This is a genomic window from Hyalangium minutum, assembly GCF_000737315.1.
Lineage (GTDB): Bacteria > Myxococcota > Myxococcia > Myxococcales > Myxococcaceae > Hyalangium > Hyalangium minutum.
On the sequence record NZ_JMCB01000020.1, the window covers coordinates 101,115 to 121,259 of the forward strand.

The 20,145-nt window shown below is 66.9% G+C and carries 19 protein-coding genes; 10 read left to right on the forward strand and 9 right to left on the reverse strand.

Annotation, left to right across the window (positions count from 1 at the left end):
• The first annotated feature begins 53 nt into the window (after positions 1-53).
• Complete coding sequence (locus tag DB31_RS36855) at positions 54-1,004, forward strand: hypothetical protein (RefSeq protein ID WP_157232352.1); 951 nt, start codon at positions 54-56, stop codon at positions 1,002-1,004.
• 54 nt (positions 1,005-1,058) lie between these two features.
• Here the strand turns inward: DB31_RS36855 and DB31_RS36860 are convergent, their stop codons facing one another.
• Together DB31_RS36860 and DB31_RS36865 are read right to left on the reverse strand one after the other, a co-directional pair.
• Entirely contained in the window at positions 1,059-1,823 is a 765-nt protein-coding gene (locus DB31_RS36860; protein WP_044196964.1) for a metal ABC transporter permease, read from the reverse strand.
• Positions 1,810-2,508 (reverse strand): metal ABC transporter ATP-binding protein, encoded by a 699-nt coding sequence (locus DB31_RS36865; protein WP_044196966.1) that lies wholly within the window; start codon positions 2,506-2,508, stop codon positions 1,810-1,812. Before DB31_RS36865 ends, DB31_RS36860 begins: the two co-directional genes overlap by 14 nt.
• Positions 2,509-2,724: 216 nt before the next feature.
• Here DB31_RS36865 and DB31_RS36870 point away from each other — a divergent pair, with 216 nt between their 5' ends.
• The gene (locus DB31_RS36870) at positions 2,725-4,362 is read left to right on the forward strand and encodes a hypothetical protein (protein ID WP_044196968.1); all 1,638 of its coding nucleotides are present in this window, start codon (positions 2,725-2,727) and stop codon (positions 4,360-4,362) included.
• Positions 4,363-4,403: 41 nt separating this feature from the next.
• On the opposite strand, the gene DB31_RS36875 is transcribed toward DB31_RS36870, so the two are convergent.
• The gene (locus DB31_RS36875; protein WP_044196970.1) at positions 4,404-4,892 is read right to left on the reverse strand and encodes a VOC family protein; all 489 of its coding nucleotides are present in this window, start codon (positions 4,890-4,892) and stop codon (positions 4,404-4,406) included.
• 57 nt (positions 4,893-4,949) lie between these two features.
• On the opposite strand from DB31_RS36875, the gene DB31_RS36880 reads away from it, so the two are divergent.
• Positions 4,950-5,858, forward strand: a complete 909-nt coding sequence (locus DB31_RS36880; protein ID WP_052420545.1) for a LysR family transcriptional regulator — start codon at positions 4,950-4,952, stop codon at positions 5,856-5,858.
• Positions 5,859-5,959: 101 nt separating this feature from the next.
• Here DB31_RS36880 and DB31_RS36885 read toward each other — a convergent pair whose 3' ends face one another.
• From DB31_RS36885 to ygfZ, 5 genes are all read right to left on the reverse strand, one after another.
• Positions 5,960-6,571, reverse strand: a complete 612-nt coding sequence (locus tag DB31_RS36885) for a LysM peptidoglycan-binding domain-containing protein (protein WP_083969125.1) — start codon at positions 6,569-6,571, stop codon at positions 5,960-5,962.
• Between the two features lie 153 nt (positions 6,572-6,724).
• Positions 6,725-7,255: a hypothetical protein gene (locus DB31_RS36890; RefSeq protein WP_044196974.1), complete on the reverse strand. Its 531-nt coding sequence runs from the start codon at positions 7,253-7,255 to the stop codon at positions 6,725-6,727.
• Between the two features lie 7 nt (positions 7,256-7,262).
• Positions 7,263-7,931: a hypothetical protein gene (locus DB31_RS36895; RefSeq protein WP_044196976.1), complete on the reverse strand. Its 669-nt coding sequence runs from the start codon at positions 7,929-7,931 to the stop codon at positions 7,263-7,265.
• A complete protein-coding gene (locus tag DB31_RS36900) occupies positions 7,928-8,740 on the reverse strand; it encodes a TIGR04255 family protein (protein ID WP_044196978.1) in 813 nt (270 codons plus the stop codon). The genes DB31_RS36895 and DB31_RS36900 overlap by 4 nt, the downstream gene beginning before the upstream one ends.
• A gap of 255 nt (positions 8,741-8,995) precedes the next feature.
• Positions 8,996-10,063 carry a CAF17-like 4Fe-4S cluster assembly/insertion protein YgfZ gene (gene ygfZ, locus DB31_RS36905; protein ID WP_044196980.1) on the reverse strand — a complete coding sequence of 356 codons (1,068 nt, stop codon included), beginning with the start codon at positions 10,061-10,063 and terminating at the stop codon, positions 8,996-8,998.
• Positions 10,064-10,101: 38 nt separating this feature from the next.
• On the opposite strand from ygfZ, the gene DB31_RS36910 reads away from it, so the two are divergent.
• From DB31_RS36910 to DB31_RS36920, 3 genes are read left to right on the forward strand one after another with little or no spacing between them, the layout of a single operon-like run.
• Positions 10,102-10,428, forward strand: a complete 327-nt coding sequence (locus tag DB31_RS36910) for a cupin domain-containing protein (RefSeq protein WP_044196982.1) — start codon at positions 10,102-10,104, stop codon at positions 10,426-10,428.
• Positions 10,425-11,789, forward strand: a complete 1,365-nt coding sequence (locus DB31_RS36915; RefSeq protein WP_083969126.1) for a vitamin K epoxide reductase/DsbA family protein — start codon at positions 10,425-10,427, stop codon at positions 11,787-11,789. The genes DB31_RS36910 and DB31_RS36915 overlap by 4 nt, the downstream gene beginning before the upstream one ends.
• A gap of 4 nt (positions 11,790-11,793) precedes the next feature.
• Positions 11,794-12,177 carry a translation initiation factor gene (locus tag DB31_RS36920; RefSeq protein WP_044196984.1) on the forward strand — a complete coding sequence of 128 codons (384 nt, stop codon included), beginning with the start codon at positions 11,794-11,796 and terminating at the stop codon, positions 12,175-12,177.
• A 58-nt stretch (positions 12,178-12,235) separates the two neighbouring features.
• Here the strand turns inward: DB31_RS36920 and DB31_RS36925 are convergent, their stop codons facing one another.
• Entirely contained in the window at positions 12,236-14,002 is a 1,767-nt protein-coding gene (locus DB31_RS36925) for a protein kinase domain-containing protein (RefSeq protein ID WP_052420546.1), read from the reverse strand.
• 100 nt (positions 14,003-14,102) lie between these two features.
• Between DB31_RS36925 and DB31_RS36930 the strand changes: the two genes are divergently transcribed.
• From DB31_RS36930 to DB31_RS36945, 4 genes are all read left to right on the forward strand, one after another.
• Positions 14,103-15,542 carry a WGR domain-containing protein gene (locus DB31_RS36930; RefSeq protein WP_044196986.1) on the forward strand — a complete coding sequence of 480 codons (1,440 nt, stop codon included), beginning with the start codon at positions 14,103-14,105 and terminating at the stop codon, positions 15,540-15,542.
• Positions 15,543-15,941: 399 nt separating this feature from the next.
• Positions 15,942-16,397, forward strand: coding sequence for a YaiI/YqxD family protein (locus DB31_RS36935; protein ID WP_044196987.1), 456 nt, complete (start codon positions 15,942-15,944; stop codon positions 16,395-16,397).
• 47 nt (positions 16,398-16,444) lie between these two features.
• Positions 16,445-17,641, forward strand: a complete 1,197-nt coding sequence (locus DB31_RS36940) for a cytochrome P450 (protein ID WP_044196989.1) — start codon at positions 16,445-16,447, stop codon at positions 17,639-17,641.
• Positions 17,642-17,714: 73 nt separating this feature from the next.
• A complete protein-coding gene (locus tag DB31_RS36945; protein WP_044196991.1) occupies positions 17,715-20,138 on the forward strand; it encodes a helicase-related protein in 2,424 nt (807 codons plus the stop codon).
• The last annotated feature ends 7 nt before the right edge of the window (positions 20,139-20,145 follow it).

Below are 20,145 nucleotides of genomic sequence, written 5' to 3' on the forward strand. Positions count from 1 at the left end.
GATCTTCAAGAAAAATCCGGGATAGGCCTCCCGGCGGTGAAAGGACTGGCACCATGGCATCCGTCGTACACGCTTTGACGTCATCTTCGCGTCGTTGGGGGATGGGGCTCCTGGTAGTAGCTCTCGTGGGCTGTGGCGCGGATGTGGCGCAGCGCGTGGTGGCGGAGGAGCCGGAAGCTCTCGCCTCCATGGAGCAGGAACTGGATGGCGAGTGCACCTCGGACTGGGTTGGCAACTCGTGCTCTGTGGCGGACTCGGCGGCCTGTGGAACCGGCTCCGCGAGCGTGGACACCATCAACAGTCCCAACAACTGCGAGCTCGGAGGGATGAAGTGTGACCCTCGGCCGCGCTTGTGTAATCGCAACACGAAGACGTACTGGTTCACGGCCACCGCGCCCCTGTCCGTCTATGACAGCCTGGGCAATGTGCTCGGCAATGTGACCACCGGGACGAAGCTCCGCATCAACCTGGGCACGCGGAGGACCATCTCCACCGTCTCCCCGAACTACCTGGCCATGGGCTTCTCGATCCCCACCAGCAATGGAGCCGTGAGCGGCTGGGTCCGGCCCGAGCTGTTGGATGCGGGCTACACCAACATCATGAACTGGCTGACCCAGAACTACCGGCCGGCCCCGGACCCCGGTGGCACGTACAGCGACTGGTACATCATCCCCTCGAACAACACACCCTACGAGGGGCTGCATGTGACGAGCGATTGCCCCGCGGGCAACATGGCCGTCCATTACCTGGGGCGCAATGGGCGCATCAACCTGATCACCAACCTGCCCGGCAAGGGCTCACCGACGAAGGCCGTCTACCCGAACAACACGGGCCTCAACTTCAATCGCGCCCAGGTGCAGCACTCCGTCTCGATGCCGCTCTATGACTGCAGCAGCGGCAGCGCGGTGAAGGTCTCGCGCACCCTCGACTTCCTGTACGGCTACGTCCAGTCCGGTCACTTTGGTTGGATCGCGATGCCCAACCTCTCGACCTCGGCGCCCTGAGCACAGCCCGGCCCCAGGCTCCCAAAGGTCTGGGGCTGATTTCTCCCGGCCGGCTCATGTCGCCGGCCTCTTGAGGAGGCTGAGCAGGAAGCACCCCGTCGCAATGATGACAATGGGTGGCCCTGTCTCACGCCCGAGGAGCGTGCCGGCCCAGGTGCCACTCAACGTGGAGAAGATCGCCACCGACGTGGCGACGAGCACCATGCCGCGCAGATTCCGCGCCAGGCGTTTGCCCGTCGCCGCGGGGATGATGACCAGCGATCCCATGAGCAACACACCGAGGTAGCGAAGGCCGAGCGAGACCGTGACCGCGAAGGCCAGCAGGAATTGGAGGTCGAGCCACCGGAGGCGTATGCCCATGGACGTCGCGATGTCTCGGGATACCAGGGCGAGGAGGAGCTCCCGGCGGCGAAGCCCGAGAAAGGCGATGACCCCGGCCGCGCCCGCCAGCGCGAGCAGGAGCTCCCAGGGCTCGAGTTCGGCTGGCTTTCCGAGAAGCGCATGGATGAGCTCGTCCCCGGACGTCATCAGGGTTCCCACCGCCAGGGCTCCTGAGAAGACGACGCCGATCACGGTCTCGGTTGCCAGGCGGGTCCGCTCCTCGATGCCCCAGATGAGCAGCGTGCCGAGGAGCAGGGCCGCCAGCGCCCCTGTCAGGGGATGGAGCTGCAGCAGCACGGCGATGCCGATGCCGGGGAGCGCCACGTGCGAGAGCGCATCCGCGGCGAGGGCCATGCGGCGCATGACCACGAAGCACCCGATGAGCCCGGCCGCCATCGACATGGCGAGGAGCAGCAGCCCCGATTCAACGGTCGTCATGGACATGGAACCTCACGTGCGCGCCGTACACCTCATCAAGCGTTGCGGGGGTGATCACCTCCCGTGGCGTGCCGAACCACGCACGACGCTGGCTCAGACAGAGGACATGCGTCGCGTGGCCGATGACGACGTTCAGCTCGTGTGAGATGAGAAGGACCGTCGCTCCCTGCTCGGCCTGAACGCGGTGGACCACGTCGTACAAGCGTTCTTGCCCTGGCTCATCCACACCTGCTGTCGGCTCGTCCAAGAGAAGCACGGAGGGGTCTCCCAGGAGCGCCAGCGCGGAGAGGAGGAGGTGGAACTGTCCACCCGAGAGGGCTCCGACGGGCCGCGCGGCGGCCTCTTGACCCAAGCCGACACGGCGCAGCGTCTCGGGGATCCCCGAGAGCGGCAGGCGGGCGAGGCTGGCGCGCGCTCGCAGGAGATCCATGCCCGAGAGCGGCAGGTCGCGCTCGAGGTCCAGTTTCTGTGGCACATAGCCGAAGCGCGTGCCAGGGGCCCAGCGCACGGTTCCGGTGTGCGGGAGCGCTCCAATGAGGGCGCGGAAGAGGACCGTCTTGCCAGCCCCGTTGGGACCGATGACGGCGAGGGTCGCCCCCTGGGGCAGGTGAAAGCTCAGGTCGTGCAGGATCTGCACGGACCCCAAGCGAAGCCCCAGGTGCTCGACCTCGAGGACATTCTTCACGGAAGGAAGCTATTCCTCCCGAGGTCCTCGCGCATGAACGCACAGGGAGGGACAGCTGTTCGTTCGCGTACGGCGAGCCCATCCAAGGCGGCAGTGCCACTCCGCAGGCATCAACTTGACTTGAGTGTATTGCTAGATTTCCTGGTTTTTGGTTCGTGGAGTGTTACTCTGAGTGAACCTCCCCTCAGCGCTCCTTCCTGCAAAGAGAACCCCACCATGCGCTGCACCCCTCTGAATGAGTCCTCACTTGTGATCCGTGCACGGCTCCTGCGCCTCGCGGCCCTGACGCTCCTCGTGGCCGGTGCCGGCTGTGCTGGCGACCCGGAACTGGAGCAGGACACCGCTTCCACGGACGAGCTCGGCAGCGGGCTCGTGACCTCGGGCAGCATCCTCTTCGTGGGCAACAGCTTCACCCACGGCAACGAGGAGCCGGTCTACTCGTACAACAAGGCCGCGATCACCGATGCCAACGGCAGTGCGATGGGCGGCGTGCCGGGCATCTTCAAGCAGCTGACCGTCCAGGCCGGGTTCACGTTCAACGTCACCATCGAGGCCGTCAGCAGCGAGACCCTCAGCGGGCATTACGCCACGAAGGCCTCCATCATTGGCCGCGTCTGGGACAACGTTGTCTTGCAGGAGCAGAGCACGCGTCCTCTGCCCACTGAGCGAGGAGGAAATCCCACGGCCTTCTTCACGGGTACGAAGGATCTGCGGAACCTGGCGCTGGCGAGCAACCCGTCGGCTCGCATGTTCCTGTACGAGACCTGGGCCTCGCCCGCGTCGGTGACGGCGCAGGGGTACACGGCTGGCACTGCGGGCCTGCAAGCGATGCAGAGCGACCTGCGCAGCGCGTACTTCAAGGCCCGCTACGATCTGGGCTTCACGAACGTGGCCCGGGCGGGGGATGGGTACCTGCGCGCGATCGATCAGGGGCTCGCGGATCCGGATCCCTCCAATGGAATCACCCCGGGAACCTTCAACCTGTGGAGCGCCTCGGACAGCCGTCATGCGAGCAAGTACGGCAGCTATCTCTCGGCGGCGGTGCTCTTCGCGAAGATCACCGGGGCCGACCCGCGCACCCTGACGTCTGGCACGGGCACCGCTGCGGCCGCCCTGGGAATCAGCTCGACCGATGCCTCCAATCTGCACCGCATCGCTTACGAGATCACCACGTTGCCCGACCCGGCCCCGGTTCCGGCCTCAGTGCCCCTGCCCGCTACACGTGCCAGCTTCACGGGCTCGGTGGCGACCGGCACCCCGCCGAACATCACCGGCGTTGCGCAGCTGGGCTCGCTCACCACCTCGGAGGGCACTTTCACGAACCTCGTCGGCGCTACGGCCAATGGCATCTCCGGCACCAACACCCCCAACTCGCGAGGGTCGACTCCCGCGAGCGCCAATGCCGCCGCTTCTGGCCTCACCATCGGTGATGGCGCGAACAACTTGGGCTCGGGCAACTTCCAGTTCGGCACGGCCTTCACCGCGAAGACCCGCTTCTTCATCGTCGAGACCGCTCTGTCCTCCGGCACGATGGGCGACGACACCGTCGTCACGCTGATCAATGCGTCGAACGCTCAGGTCGGTTCGTTCTCGCTGTCCCTGCTCGCTAGCCAGTTCACCGCCTCGGCCGCGGGCAACACGTCCAATGCATTGGCGACCATCAACTACACGGGCGGCGTCGCGAGCGTCACGGGCACTCCCGCAGGCACGGTGCAGTCGAAGCTGGGGGCCGTCACGTTCTCGCTGGCGGACCTGGGCGTCGCCGACGTCGCGAGCGTCAGCACCGCCACCGGCATCCGGCTCGTCAGCTCCACGCTCGATCCGAACGTGGTCGGCCTCTACACCGCGCCCTGAGCCGGGAGCGGACTGCGGTCTTCCGTGCCTCGCGGCGGCGCTCAGAGCTGGGAGACGTCGGGCGGGCCGTCCATCACCGGTCCCTGGTAGCCCAGGGTGACGAACTCGAGCAGGTTGCCGAACGGGTCGGAGAAGTAGACCGACGCGTGCCCCGGCGGGCCGAGGCGGCGTGGACCATCGATTTTGACGCCTGCTTGTTGGAGCCGCGCGATGCAGGTGTCGAGATCGCCTGGGCGGACCTGCATCGCGAGGTGCGGGTGCGGCACAGGCACCGGACGGCTGCGTCCCTTCTGGAGGAAGAGATCCAACTCGACCGCGTGACCGAACTGCACGGAGAGGTGCAACGGGCTGTTGTCGGCGTCGGCCTCGTGGGCGCGGCCGGGCCTGACTCGGAGGAAGGTCTCGCGATCGAACTTCCGCACCAGCTTCGCGCCGAGCAGCGCGACATAGAAGCGCTCGGCGGCCTCCAGATCGTGAACGGGCAGGGTGATGTGGGCAAGTCCTTCGACGGGGGGAGCCGTGTGGGTCATGCGCAGAAGATGCCGTTGAGCGGAAGTGAATCCCAGTGATATCGCGTGATTCAAGATATGACGGACATAAATCTGGCCACGGTTGACCTGAACCTACTGAACGTGGTGGCCACTGTGCTCGAGGAGCGGAGCGCGACCAAGGCCGCAGTGCGGCTGCACGTCACGCAGTCGGCGGTGAGCAACGCGATGAAGCGGGCCCGCGAACTCTTCGGGGATCCCCTCGTGCTCCGTGAGGCGTACGGTCTGGCGCCGACAGCGCGGGGAGCGGAGCTGTTACCTGCACTCCGCGCGTGGCTCGAGGAGGCACGGCGGCTGGTCGCGAAGGCACCGGTGTTCGAGCCGCGGACTTCGACTCGGACTTTTACGGTGGCCTGCAGCGACGCCGTGGCCGTCGCACTGCTGCAGCCAGTGTTGCGGCTGCTCAAGAAACGGGCGCCATTGGCACGGTTGAGGCTGCAGACGCTCGACCGGTTGCTCTCCGAGGATGGGCTGGCACGGGGCGAAGTCGATCTGCTGATCGGCATTCCACCCGTGGTGCCACCCGGTCATGAGGCGGAACTCGTCTACCGGGATCCGCTCGAGTGCATCGTGCGCCGCGATCATCCGCGGGTACGCTCGAAGCTCACGCTGCCGCTCTATGCTTCGCTGCCGCACGTCGAGCTCGCGCTCTTCGGGAACATCGACGACACGATCGATCGGGCGCTCGCGCGGCACGGCCAGTCGCGGGAGGTGACGGTCGTCCTGCCCCACTTCTCGAGTGTGCCGCTGGCGGTGCTGGAGACCGACTGTGTCGCGACGCTCTCCAGTCGTCTCGCGCGAGCGTTCGCGGCACGGCTGCCGTTGAAGGTGCTGGAGCCTCCGCTTGCGCTCGAACCGCTCGAAGTGCGCCAAGTGTGGCATCGCCGAAGCGAGGCCGATGCAGCGGTCGGCTTTCTCCGGGCCTTGGTGCGCGAGGCGGCGCGCTGAGAGCGTCCTGACGTTCAAACGCCTGCGCCCCGCGGTGGACCCGTGGCTCCCGTTCAGGGACACCGGTCCGCGCGAGGCGCGAGGGCTGACTTCACGAATCTTTAGTAACCGACGTAGCCGCCACCGTTGGCCATCGACTGGAGGCCCGGCACGTTGGACACCGAGCCGTAGCGCGCAATCGAGTAGCGCACGCCCGCGATGATGTTGTCCACGGGGTTGCGGATGTTGTCGTGGCCCGGCAGCTTGTAGGCGTCGAACGTCGGCTGGATGGTCTGCATCAGGCCGATGGACGGCGTGCCCTTCTTCGCGTTCGAGTCCCAGTTGTTCTGCGCGTTCGGGTTGCCGCTCGACTCGTGCTGGATGATCGCCGCGATGGCCCGCGGGTCCATCTTGCTGGGGTCCACGCCGGCCCGCTGCAGCTCGGCCCGCGCCTGCTCAATCCACTGGCCCACCTGTCCCTGAGGAGCCGGACCCGTCGGCGCCGCGCCCTGCGTGCCCGTCGTGCCCTGCGTGCCACCCGTGCGGCCGCCGCCCGCTTGGCTCGTGGACGGGATGAACTCGTCCCGGCTGCCCGGGATGTTCAGCGTCTTGCCCGCGAAGATCTTGTTCGGGTCCTGGATGTTGTTCGCCTTGGCGAGCTCTCCGACCGTCGTGTGGTACCGCTGGGCGAGCTTGCTCAGGGTGTCACCAGACTGGATGCGGTAGGTGCTCATAGGGGCGCTTTCTCCGTAGGACCGTGCAGCAGGTGGGTTGAATGGATTATCGCGCCCACACTGGAGGAGTTGCGTCCACCTATTCAGGTTCTTGCACACCTTTGGCGCGGTGCGTCAGGCGAAGGGCAGGAACCTACCTGCTCTTCTTTGAGTTCATCGAAGGTTGAACAGCCCGAACCAGCGTCTGGCAGGGTCGTTCATAAAGATGAGGCCCAGTTGCTCGAAGAAAGAGATGCGGCCCAGCAGACAGTGCTGGGTGGAGTTGCTGAAGACGACCTCCTCATCGAGGGTGTGGTCTTTGCCGGTGGCATCTTCGAGTACCAGCCTGAGCGGAACAGTGATTCCTTTGATGGGCTTATTGTTTGGACGGAAGAGCCCGGTGTCGCGCAGGTTGGGGCTCTCCTCCTTGGGAATTCGATAGGGCTTGCCGTCGATGGTGACCTTGTCGAGCTGGTCACGCTCATAGAAATGCTCAAGGTACCCCAGGGGCATTACGCTCGTCGCAGCTCCCGTATCCACGAGGCACTCATAAGTCTGGAGGGTGCTGGAGGGGATCGCGACCTGAACGCCTTGCGAATTCTTGATAAGACGAAACAGGTTGACACTGAGCACAGGCGCTTGGCTGGTGATGTTAAAACTCAGCTTTGTCGTGGAGCTGCCAAAGCAGTTGATGAAGTCTTGCATGGGACCATTAGATCTCATCAAGGTAGTATGAGGCGTGTGTCAGCATCAGCCGCGCCCTGATTTCCTGCGGATGAGGTTGACGCTGAAGGTACGCATCAAGCTTATCGCTGAGTTCCACGTCGTCCTCGGCATCGATTACCACTCCATGCTCGTAATCAATGACCAAGGCCCGCCCCCTGTACGGCTCCAGCTCGGAGCGATGAGCGGCAATCCATTGGTGCCAGGGATTGCGAACGGTGGGGACGGCGGGGGACGGCACTGTTCCCGTGGTCAGCAGGGGAGCCGTTTCTCGGGCAGGAGGAAACTGGGCATGCGCGACAAGCGCTTGCAGTTGCTTGATCTGCTCCTTCTGCGCCGCCTGGTTGGCCAGGAGTTCCTCGCACAGAAGGCGGAGTGAGGCCACCTCGGGGTTGGGCCGTGTGACGAGCAGCAATCGGCGCCGCGTCTCCTGCGGGCGCTGAACGGTATTAAGAGAGGGGGTCGCTGGAAAGACGTTGAAGACGGAGGTCGACTCCGGATGGATATGAAGGCCCTTCAAAGCCCAAGTGCCTGTGACGGTCTGGTTGTCACTGAACATCCGGGCAATGAGGTAATCATAGATGAAGGGCCGAGTGACGTCGCTTTTCTGTTCCGTGCCACGCGTCACGAGGGGAGCGCGCTCCACGTCTTCGCTCATGAGATGTCCCCCGGTCTCTGGATGGGCTTCATCTCCTGCTCAAGCCGTTTGCCCAGTGTCCAGCGAAAGAAACGATAGATGAGATCGCTGAAATCTTTCAACTGCTTCTGGGTCTGTTCCAGGTCGAGTGCCATTTGGCGGTCGTCCCAGTAGTCAAGATCCAATAAGTAGTAGGGATCCGCGGGAGAGGCTTCGGGGTTGGGCGCGTGCGGGGGCGCGATGCTGCCGCGCAGCAAGCCATGGCGTACGACAAAGACGCCGTCGCTTTCCTTGAAACGGACCTCCTGCAACATGTGCTCCGCATTATCGGAGAGCTTGGCAGCAAAGCCTATCAGGTCCTCGTTCAGCAATTCATGCTTCGTGCAGGACGAGAGTGTGGACAAGTCCTTGTGTCTGATTTCGTTAATATAACGCAAACCCAGACGGTGGCGCTGATGGATGTTCAGTTTGGAATGGCCGGCCTTGAGCACGTGAGAGAAGCGTCTCAGCAGTTCGTCAGAGCTTGAGTAGCCCTGCGTTTGAGCCTCCAAGGTCAGTGCTCCATCACTCAACACCACAGACCAACTCTTGGAGTGATCTGTGAACCGGTGTATCCGCTCGGTCTGTGACAAGGGGGGCTGAGCGCCACTGGGGAGGATCGGCGGGGCTTCCTCTTCGTGAAGAGGGTACTCGCTGGCCAACTGATGGCCGAATGCAGCCCAAGCGCTTTCGTGGTGTCCCCCCATCGCCGCTGGGAAGCGGATCTGTGCGATGGCCAGTTTCAGGGGCGGGGCTTCGTAATGAATTTCGTCGCAGGGAGGAAGCCGCATGAAAGCTCCTTGATGCCTACTTGGGCGTACACCTACGTTGGCCCCAGAGTGTGCACAGGTCCACTTCCTGGCCTGTTCGAGGCCAGTGCTTCCATGGGACTGCCAGTTGCGTGCCTGAGGCAGCAGGTGGCTCAGGGTAGTCAGACGCACTGACAGAGCTTGGAGTTCCGTTCTTTCTTGATTTCGAAAAGGAGTGCAGCCCACATGAAAGTTATCGGTGGGATTATCACTCCAGTTGTGTGACGCGATGCCTCATCAGGCGAAAGGCAGGGGTGCCACCTTCACCGAGGGGCCCGCGGCCAAGGTCAGCTCGGTGCCGGGGTCCAGGTGGTCGCGGTGCACGTAGGCCAGTGCCACCCGCTGCCCCTGTGCCGGGGAGCGCACCACGCTCGTAATCCAGCCCACCTTTTTCTCGCCCTTGCGCAGCTCCGCTCCTGGCGCCGCCTCCACCTCGCCCAGCAGCAGGCCCGTCAGCTTGCGGTTCATGTGGCCGCGGAAGGTGGCGCGGGCGATGACTTCCTGTCCGATGTAACAACCCTTGTTGTACGAGATGGCGTGCGTGAGGTTCGCCTCGAGTGGAATGGTCGTGTCCACCATGTCCTGCCCGTAGCGCGGCACCCCGGCCTCCACCCGCAGCAGCTCCAGCGCCTGGAAGCCCAGCGGCTTCAGCCCGTGCGCTCCGCCCGCCTGCACCAGCGCCTTCCACACGGGCTCCAGCGCCCCGCGCGGCACGAACAGGTCCACCCCGTGCTTCTCGAAGGCGGGCGAGCCCACCAACACCCCCTCCACCCCCGCCAGGGAGACCGTGCGCGCGGCGTTCGCAGCCAGCGGCTCGAAGGAGGCCGTCCCCAGGGCCGCGGCCAGTACCTCGGCCGTCCGGGGACCGAGCAGGCGCAGCAGGCCCCACTCGCCGGTGGCCTCGTGCAGCTCCGCGTCCTCCGAGATGAGGTACTTCTCCAGGAACTCGCGGACCTTGGCGCCCAGCCCGGGCTCCGTGTCCAGCAGCAGGTCCGCCTCGCGCTTGAGCAGCCGGGCGTCCGCCACCATCGCTCCCTTGGCGGTAATCAGCGCCGTGTAGGCCGCCGTGCCCACGGGCAGGCCCTTCACGTCCTGGGTCACCATCCCGTGCAGGAAGCTGGCCCGGTCCTCCCCCGTTATCCGGAGTGTCTCGCGGTACGAGGCGTCATGGAGCACCGCGGCCTCACGTGCCGCTCGATACTCGGCCTCCAAGTCCCCATAATCGGCCACCGCCTCGCGGCTCCCCAGGGCCGTGAAGCGGCCGCCCGCCTGCTCGTGAAGAAAATGAAGCGTCAGCGGTTCCATGCCCGTCGCTATATAGACGCCCAGGAGCGAATGCCACGATGGATGTGAAGCACCTGTCCACCTTCCAAGGCTTCTCCCCCGAGAAGCTCCAGAAGCACAACGTGTTCCAGTCCGGGCGTTTCTTCCTGGACGTGTACTGTCTGGCCCCCGGCCAATCCCAGAAGCCGCACAAGCACCCCGTGTCCGACAAGGTGTACGTCGTCCTCGAGGGGCACTGCCGCTTCCGCATCGGCACCGAGGACGAGGCCCATGGCCCCGGCGCCGCCGTGTTCGCCCCTGCAGGGGTGGAGCACGGCGTCACCAATGAGGGGCCGGACAACGCCCGCCTCCTCGTGTTGATGACCCCCCCTCCGGAGCACGCATGAGCAAGAAGAACAAGAAGGGCACCCAGGACACCCAGGGTGCGAAGCCAGGAAAGGCCCAGGCGGCCGGGCCCGTCCCCAAGCTTGGCGCCATGGTCCTGCTTGGGCTGGGGCTCGCCGAGAGCGCGCTCGCCCTCTTCCAGTGGTCCCAGCTGCTCACCCTGCGCGCCGGTGGCGCCACCGTGTGCGGCGTCTCCGAGCACGTCAACTGCGAGACCGTCTGGAACACCCCGTTCGCCAGCCGCGTGCATGAGCTGCTCGGCATCCCCGTGGCGGGCTTTGGTCTGCTCTGGGGCCTGGTGGCCACGGGGCTCGCGGGCCTCTATCTGGCGTGGCAGCGCGGAGGTTACCCCGTACGCCCCGCCATCAATGGACTGCGCCTCACGGCTGCCGTGGGCTTGGTGACGGGGGTGGTCCTCGCGGGCGTGAGCGCCTCGGCGGGGGCGCTGTGCCTCACGTGTCTGGGCACCTATGTGCTGGTGCTGGCCTTCGCGGGCGTGGCCTGGCGCGGGCTGCCGGGGCCGGTGGTGCCCCAGTCCGGCGAGTGGGCCCAGGCGCTGCAGTGGACGCTGGGCTTCGCCGTGGCGGGCTTCATCGCCCTGAGCATTCCAGGGCGGGCCACCCCCAAGGCCTCCGCTGACGAGGGTGAGCTTCCCCAGGTGACGACCGAGCCCAGCTCGATCGAGTCGTACCTGCAGGGGCTCTCGCGCGGGGAGAAGCAGTTCGCGGCCAACGCGCTCGCTCAGTACCTCAAGGACACCCCGCTGCCGGCCAAGCCCACGCGGCGCCGCTACGGCTCGGCGGAGGCACCGGTGAAGATCGTCGAGTGGACAGACAGCAAGTGCCCGCACTGCAAGTCACTGGTGGAGGGCGTGGCCGCCCTGAAGAAGCGCGTCCCCGAGGGAAAGCTCTCCCTGGAGGCCCGCCAGTACCCGCTGGATGGAGGGTGCAACCCCGCCATCGCTCCGCAGTACACGGACGGTGGGCTGCGGTGCTTGGCCGCCAAGGCGCAGATCTGCCTGGAGGAGGCCTCGGACTTCTGGGAGCTGCGCGAGAAGCTTTTCGCGGCCCAGGGCGCGCTCACTCCGGCGCTGGTGATGCAGATTGCCTCCTCGGGCTCGGTGTCCCGCTCTCAGCTCGAGGAGTGCGTGAACAGCGCCACCACGAGCCGGCGCATCCAAGAGGACGTCGCCTACGCGCAGGAGCATGACATCCACGGCACGCCGCTCGTCGTGGTGAACGGGCGCGAGGTGCCTCCCAGCCTCCCATTCATCTACGCCCTGGTGATGGCCGGGGGAGACGCGAACGCACCCGCGTTCCGGGTGCTGCCGCCGCCTCAGGCCGAGGCGGCCCACAACCACTGAGCCGATGGGAAAGAAAGACAAGAAGGCCGAGCCCGCCGCACCCGCGGCGCCGTTCCACAACCCGTTCGCGGCGCTCTCGGGCAAGCGCGAGGAGCTGCCCTCGAAGCCGCTGCCCGAGGCGGCTCCCGCGAAGGCCGAGGAGCGCAAGGGCCCGGCGCGCGCCGTGGTGCGCATGGAGCGCAAGGGCCGCGGTGGCAAGGAAGTGACGGTGGTGGAGCAGCTAGGCCTGCGGCCCGCGGAGCTCGAGGTGTGGCTCAAAGCTCTGAAGGGCTCGCTGGGCTGCGGAGGCGCGGTCGAGGAGGAGGCCCTGGTGCTGCAGGGAGATCACCGCGACCGGCTGCCCGCGCTGCTCGAAGCGCGTGGCGTGCGCCGCGTCACCGTGGGCTGAGCCGCCACCCCCGTTGTTGCCGGAGCAGACCGCGGAGGTGGAGGCGTTCCCAGAGGGCTCAAGGTTGTTGCTGTGACCCCGAGAAACCCTGGAGTGACCGGCTTGGCAGATCCGAGGGGCGCTCGCTGGGCGGGGTGTGCAGGAACTGCTCCATCTGCTCCTTTGCCCGCACCCTCTCGCCCAGCTGCATGAGCACGTTGGCGTATTGCCGTCGGCACTCGGCGAGGTGGGGATCGACCTCGAGGCAGCGCTCCAGTGTCTCCTTCGCCTCGGGGAACTTCCCCTGCCCTATCAGGGCCCGTGCGTTTTCGAGCAGCACCCACGCGGCCCGCGTATCGGGGCGTGTGGGCGCGGGAGGTTTCTTCTCGGGAGAGGAAGTCGTCGTTCCGGGCGTGGAGCCTTTTGGGGGCGGAGGCGTGGCGGTCTGCGGCCGGGGGGGGCTCGGAGTGGGGGCGGGTGGAGTGTCTCCCGTGCGGGCCGGTGTCTCCGGCGAGGGAGCGGCCGTCACGGGGGGCTTGGGTGCCTCGGGCGGGCGCTGGAGGTGGGCCTGCACCCAGGCTTCGGCTGCGGCCAGCGAACCCTGTCCCCACAGGACTGAGGCCACCGTCAAGCCGGCGGCCACTCCGCCCGAGAGCAGCAGCACGGCCAGCGTGCGCGAGCGGCGCTTGCGGGCCTTCACCCGCGTGGGGATGAAGCGATCCACGGCCGGGGACACCGGCTGGGTCACCTCACGGGGATCGGTGCTGGGCGGGCCCTCGGGCTCGGTGCTCGGCCGCGCGGCCGAGGGAAGCGTCACCGGCGGGACCGAAGGCGAGGTGGGGGGTTGGAGCCACTGCTCCATCTCCGAGAGGAAGGAGGCGGGGACCTGGACCGCGCGGCCTTCCTTGGCGAGGTCCTCGCGGAACAGTTCCTGGACGAAGTGCGAGAGCGTCAGCGTGGAGAAGCGCGGCGTGGAGGAATAGAGGTAGCCGGTGAGCGCGTCCCCAAAGGCGTGGCTGGACTCGAAGCGCTGCGCCTTGTTCAGCGCCAGGGCCTTCATGACGAGCGCATCCAGCTCGCGGGGAATCTCCGAGCGCAGCATGCTCGGACGGGGGAACGCGCCCGCGAGGAGCTTGGGGAGCGCGGCGTACTCGGGCCCCTCCACCGGGAGCCGGCCGCACAGCATCTCATAGAGGACGACGGCCGTGGCCCACACGTCCGTGCGCCCATCCACCTCTTCGCCGCGCGCCTGCTCGGGAGAGAAGAAGAGGTACTTGCCCTTCACGACGCCCGGCTCGGTGCTGAAGCCCCGCTGGAGGCGGGCCTTGGCGATGCCGAAGTCTACCAGCTTGACCTGGCCCTCGTAGCTGACGAGCACGTTGTCCGGGGAGATGTCGCGGTGGACGATGCCCAGGGGCTTGCCGCTGTCATCCGTGCGGGTGTGTGCGTAGTGCAGGCCGCGGCACATCTCCAGGGCGATGAAGGTGGCCAGCGGGAGAGGTAGGGCGTCGAACCCGGCCACGCGCGCGCGCTTGAGGATGCGGTGGAGCGGCTGGCCGTCCACGTACTCCATGGCCAGGAAGTACTCGCCGTCCAGCTCACCGAAGTCGTGGACCTGGGCGATGTTGCCGTGGGACAGCGTGGCGGAGATGCGCGCCTCGCTGATGAACATGGAGATGAAGGCGTCGTCGGTGCCGTACTCGGGGAGGATGCGCTTGATGAGCACGGGCTTGGTGATGCCCGCGGCAGCCAGGAGCCGGGCCCGCCACGTCTCGGCCATGCCTCCATGGCCGAGCCGGGACACCAGCTCGTAGCGGCCAAAGCGATCTCCGGGTCGAAGCCCCATGCGGAGCCCATCCTACCCGTCAGGAGAGGCGACTTCCCAGCCGCTCGATCTACGCTGTGCACTGGGAAGCGGAGGGGGCCCACCCTCCATGGGAGGACGCATGGCGCAGGAGAAGACGTATTTGGAGCTGTCCGAGGGCGGCTCCCACAAGTTCTACGAGGTGACCGTCGACGGGAAGAACGTCATCACCCGGTACGGCCGGATTGGAGACGCCGGGCAGTCCTCGTCAGCCAGCTTCCCGACGCCCGAGAAGGCGAAGGCGGAGGCCACCAAGAAGCTCAACGAGAAGGTGAAGAAGGGCTACGCCCCGGCGGTGATGGGGCAGCGCGCGAAGCGGTCCGTGACAAAGCGCTCGGCGATGCTGGGCAGCGGCGGCTCGAAGGCGGCGCGCGGCAACACGGTGAAGCAGGCGCCCGTGCTGTGGAGCTTCCAGTCCGGCACCAGCGCCTTGGGCATCTCCATCGACGCGGAGCAGTGCTGGGTGGGCAACGAGGCGGGGGAGATCTTCGCCATGGACCACAGCGGCAAGGTGCATCTCAAGTTCAAGCTGCCGGATGGAGTGAAGAGCATCGTTCGGGATGGGGCGTGGATCTACGCGAGCTGCGATGACGGCAACGTCTACGACTTGTCCGGCAAGGCGCCACGGGTGGCGTACTCCATCGCGGAGAACGTGGACATCTTCTGGATCGACATCCACGACGGGCTGCTGGCGGTGTCCGACGCGCTGGGCAACGTGAGCACGTTCAACCACGAGGAGGAGACGCAGTGGTCGCGCAAGAGCAAGGGCGACAAGGGGTGGATGGTGCGCGTGGACGAGGTGGGCGTGTACCACGGGCACAGCAAGGGCGTGACGATGTACGAGCGGGACAGGGGCGATCCGCTGTGGACGAAGCCGACCAAGGGGTGGATTGGCTTTGGCTGGCAGGAGGAGGGAACCGTCTTCGCTTCCACGGCGGAAGGCACGGTGCACCGCTTCACCAAGAAGGGGACCGTGCAGACGGTCTACACGTGCGACTCCTACCTGTGCTCGTGCGCCACGGCGCCGGACGGCAAGTATGTCTTCGCGGGGGATGACCACGGGGCCATCTACTGCTTCAGCGAGGCGGGCGAGCGGCTGTGGAAGCTGGACTCGGGCCACGGGGCCGCGCAGTCCATGCAGTACTTCAACGGCAAGGTGTACGTGGTGACGCACTACGGATACCTGGCCTGCATCGACGCCAGCGAGGAGGCCATCGCGGCCGCGCAGCGTGGCGTGGTGCCCGAGGCCAAGGAAGTCAAAACGCCCAAGCTCAAGGCCGTCACGGAGACGGAGCTGGAGACGACGAAGAAGGCGGATGGCGGCGTGGTGGTGGAGTGCTTCAAGGACAAGGGCCAGCTGCGCGTGCGCGTCGTCTCCTCGGGCTTCGAGAAGGGCTGGTACGTCCAATTCCCCCGCGCCGCGCGTGAGGAGGGTGCACGGTACGTGGTGGATCAGGTGCTGCCCTCGGCGCGCGGCGGCTTCTACCGGGCGCTGGGGAACATCCGGAAGCTGGTGAGTTGATCCGCCGTCCCGGTGACTCATCCGAGACACTGCAAGGAGCGCGGGGGCCGCCTGATTCGACTTGGGTGGGGGAGTGGGCTATAGCCGAGCCTTGGCTCATCTCGCGATTGGCCACGTACCGACCGTGAGGTCCTAGGACGGCTCCCATTCCACTGAAGAACACTTCTGAGCTGCAGCGGCGCATCATCGAGGCGAAGGAGCATCTCGCCGTCGCGGAGCGGGAGCTGGAGGCGGCGCTCAACGAACTCGCGGTCGAGGAGCGCGCGGACAAGAGGATGATCAGCCAGCGGCTCGAGCTCGCCTTCGAGAAGCTCGCCACGGGCAGGCGCCACCTGGACGAAGTTCTGGTGGAAGAGGACTGAGAGCGAGGCTCCTCCCTCATCCCGGAGGTGCGGTGGCATGAAGATCTGGGTCGATGCGGATGCCTGCCCGGGGCCGGTGAGGGACATCCTGCTGCGGGCCTCGCAGCGCTTGCAGGTGCCCATCGTCTTCGTGGCCAACAAGCGGCTGACGCTGCCCCTCTCGGAGCTCGTCTCCACGGTGCAGGTGGGCGCGGGGCTGGATGTGGCGGATACGCATATCGCCGCCTCTGCGCAGGCGGGGGACTTGGCCGTCACGCAGGACATCCCCCTGGCCGCGCTCCTGGTGCCCAAGGGGGTGGTGGTGCTGGATCCTCGAGGGGAACTGTTCACCGAGGAGAACATCGCCGAGCGCCTCAGCGTGCGGAACTTCATGCAGGAACTGCGCGACAGCGGCGTGGTGACGGGCGGCCCGAGCAGCTTCTCGGCGCAGGACCGCCAGCAGTTCGCCGCCACCTTGGACCGGGAGCTCTCCCGGTGGGTCAAGACGCGTTGAGGGACGCGCGGTAGCATGTCGCGCCTCTTCCTCCACGAGTCCACATCATGAGTGCGCGTTACAACCTGCTGTCCCTCGAGGTGAAGACGAACCCCTATCCCATCTATGCGGAGATGCGCCGCGAGGCGCCCGTGTGCCAGGTGGATCCGGGTGGAATGTGGGCCGTGTCCCGCTATGCGGATGTGATGTACGTGCTGAAGAACCCGCAGCTGTTCTCCTCGCGGGGTTTCGGGGTGGCGACCAATCCGCCATGGCTCGGAGGCAACCCGTTCTCCGATTCGATGATCACCTTGGATCCGCCACAGCACGGCCGGCTGCGGACGCTGCTGAGCCGCGCCTTGGGTGCCCCCGCCATGGCCCGCCTGGAGCCGCGCGTGCGGTTCTTCGCCGAGCAGGCCATGTCCGAGCTGCCCATGGGCCAGCCCGTGGACGTGATGCCCATCTACTCCCTGCGCATCGCGGCCAGTGTCATCGGGGAGATGATGGGGCTGGATCCCGAACTGCACTCCCATCTCAAGCGGTGGGCGGACCTCATCACCGGTGGAGTGACCACCGTCCGCCCGGAGGAGGAGGACCGGAAGCAGCTGGCGCGCGATGCGGTGGCGGACCTGCGGCGCTACTTTGGCGAGCTGCTGGACCGGCGCCGGAGTGAGCCCAAGGAGGACATGGTGAGCGACCTGCTGCGGGCCCGGGTGGATGGCGTGGCCCTCACGCAGGACGAGCTGATCGCGTTCATGGCCTTGCTGTTGGTGGGAGGAATCGAGACGGTGGTGCACCTGCTGGCCTTCTCGCTGATGATGCTGATGGACCGGCCCGAGCTGATGGCGCGGCTGAAGGCGGACCGCTCACTCATCCCCGCGTTCATCGAGGAGGTGCTGCGCTACGAGCCGCCCGCGCAGACCGCGCCCCGGCTGACCACCGAGGAGGTGGAGCTGGGCGGGGTTCGCCTGCCCAAGGGCGCGCCGGTGCTGGCGCTGCTGGGCTCGGCCAGCCACGACGATGCGTATGTCCCGAACGGGGACCGCTTCGACATGGATCGGCCGGGGCCGCACAACATGCCCTTCGGCCATGGTCCGCATTTCTGCATGGGCGCGCAGCTGGCGCGGATGGAGGGACGGCTGGCGCTGGAGACGTTCCTGAACAAGGTGGGCCGGCTGGAGCGGGGGCCCGAGCCGATGACGTGGCACCGCACCCTGGTGGTGCGCGGGCCCGGTTCGCTCCCGCTGGTGCTGCACCCGGCGTGAGCACCTGACCAGAGCTGGACGCTGCCTGCGACAGGCCAGGGCGCAGGGCGTTGGGCGAGGTTAAACTTCGCCCATGAACTCCAGCCCATCCAACCGCTCGTCCGTCGTCGTGGCGGAGCTGGGGCCGACGAATACGGGGAAGACCCACCGGGCCATCGAACGGATGCTCGAGCACGAGACGGGCATGATGGGGCTGCCCTTGCGCCTGCTCGCTCGCGAGGTCTACGACCGGGTGACCGCCCGGGTGGGGGAGGGCCGGGTCGCGCTGATGACCGGCGAGGAGAAGCGCATACCGCCTCATCCCAGCTACTGGGTTTGCACCGTCGAGGCGATGCCCACGGATCGGCACGTCGATTTTCTGGCCGTGGATGAGATTCAGCTCGCCGCCCACCGCGAGCGCGGGCACGTGTTCACCGACCGGCTGCTCCATGCACGGGGACGTAAGGAGACCTGGTTCCTCGGCGCGGACACCATGCGGCCGATGGTCCAGACGTTCATCCCCCAGGCCGTCGTGAAGCGGGCCAACCGTCTGTCTCAGCTTCGCTACGCCGGGCGGAAGTCGTTGAAGAGCCTGCCTCCGCGCTCGGCCGTGGTCGCGTTCTCCGCGGACCGCGTGTACGAGCTCGCCGAGACGTTGCGCCGGCTCCGGGGCGGGGTGGCGGTAGTGCTCGGGGCGCTCTCGCCTCGGACGCGCAATGCCCAGGTGGCGATGTACCAGGCCGGGGAGGTTCAGTACCTCGTGGCCACGGATGCCATCGGCATGGGTCTGAACCTGGACCTCAATCACGTGGCCTTCGCGGCGCTCTCCAAGTACGACGGCGCCGAGCAGCGCGAGCTCTATCCGGACGAGCTGGCCCAGATTGCCGGCCGCGCAGGGCGTCACTTGAACGACGGCAGCTTCGGGATCTTGAACACGCTGCCTGAGCTGCCGCCCCGGCTGGTCTCGGCCATCGAGACCCATCGGTTTCCGGCCATCAAGAGCCTCATCTGGCGCAACGAGGCGCTCGACTTCTCCAGCCCCGAGGCCCTGCTGGACTCGCTGTCGAGAGCGCCGAAGCACGCCGCCTTTGTCCGGGTCGAGCGCGCGGACGACTTCGATGCGCTCAAGGAGCTGTCGCACGTTCCGGCCATCCGGGAGATCGCCGCCGATCGGGCCAGCGTCGAGCTGCTGTGGCAGGTCTGCCAGATCCCCGACTTCCGCAAGGGGCTCTTCGGACAGCACGTCTCGCTGCTGAAGGAGACCTTCCTCCAGCTCTCCGAGGGCGATGGGAAGCTGGATCCGTCCTGGCTGAACCGGCAGGTGGCGCCGCTCGATGATGTCTCCGGGGACATTCACACGCTGATGGACCGGCTGGCCGCCATCCGCATCTGGACGTACATCAGCCATCGCTCGAGCTGGCTGCATGAGGCCGAGCACTGGCAGGAGCGCACCCGCCGCATCGAGGATGCTCTGGGCGATGCCCTCCATGAGCGGCTCGTGGAGCGCTTCGTGCAGCGGGCCGCCCGGAGGAGCGCGCGCCGGTTCGTGAGGGCCACCGAGCGGCCCGCGGCCGAGTCGGACAGTCCGTTCGCGAAGCTGGGGCAGTTGCTGGGAGACACGCCGGGCGTCGACGGCACGATGACCGAGGAGCAGTTCGTCCAGCAGGTGGTCGACGCGAAGCATGAAGCCTTCGAGGTGGAGGCGTCCGGCAACATCTCGTTCGAGGGGCAGCCGCTGGGCCGGCTGGTGCGCGGCAAGGACCTGCGCACACCGCAGCTCGCATTGGCGGAGCCCGAGGTCTGGACCGCGGGCGCGCGGCAGCGTCTGGAGCGCCGGTTGGTGGCCCTGGCGAGAGACCTGGTGACCGAGGCCATGGGGTACTTCCCCGCCGAGGCCCTCACGGGAACGGATCGCTCTCCACAGATGCGAGGGCTCTCCTATCGTCTGGCCGGGGGCCTGGGGGTGATCACCCAGGCCGAGGGCCGCGAGCAGTGGCGGCTCCTGGACGAGGACTCCCGGGAGCGCTTGAGAGCCCTGGGCGTCCGCGAGGGACAGCGCTTCCTCTACGTGACCCATGCGCTGGCGCCGCACGCGCTGCAGCGGCGCTCCATGCTGACCACCTTGTTTCATCAGAGCCCGGCGCCGCCGGGCGTTCCTCAAGAGCCGGTGCTCGCGGCCGCGGACCTGAGCGGCTGGGATGCGCGGGTCTTCGGCTATGAAGAGATCGGTCCCGTGGCGCTGCGGATCGACATCGTCGAGCGGCTCTCTGAGGCACTGCGCCACCCGCACGGCTCGCGCGAGGTGCATACGCTCATGCAGGAGCTGAAGCTGGAGGGCGGGCTCCGCACGCGCGTGCTGCGCGAGCTGGGCGGACAGCAGGGAGGCGCTCCGTCGAAGCGGCGGCGGCGCCGGAGAAGGCCTCACGGCGGCTCTTTCGGCCCTTCTGCTTCTCCTTCTTCTTCGCAGGCGCCTCGTCCCGCGGGGGCAGGACGGCGGCCGGATCGAACAGGGCAGTGACGTCCAG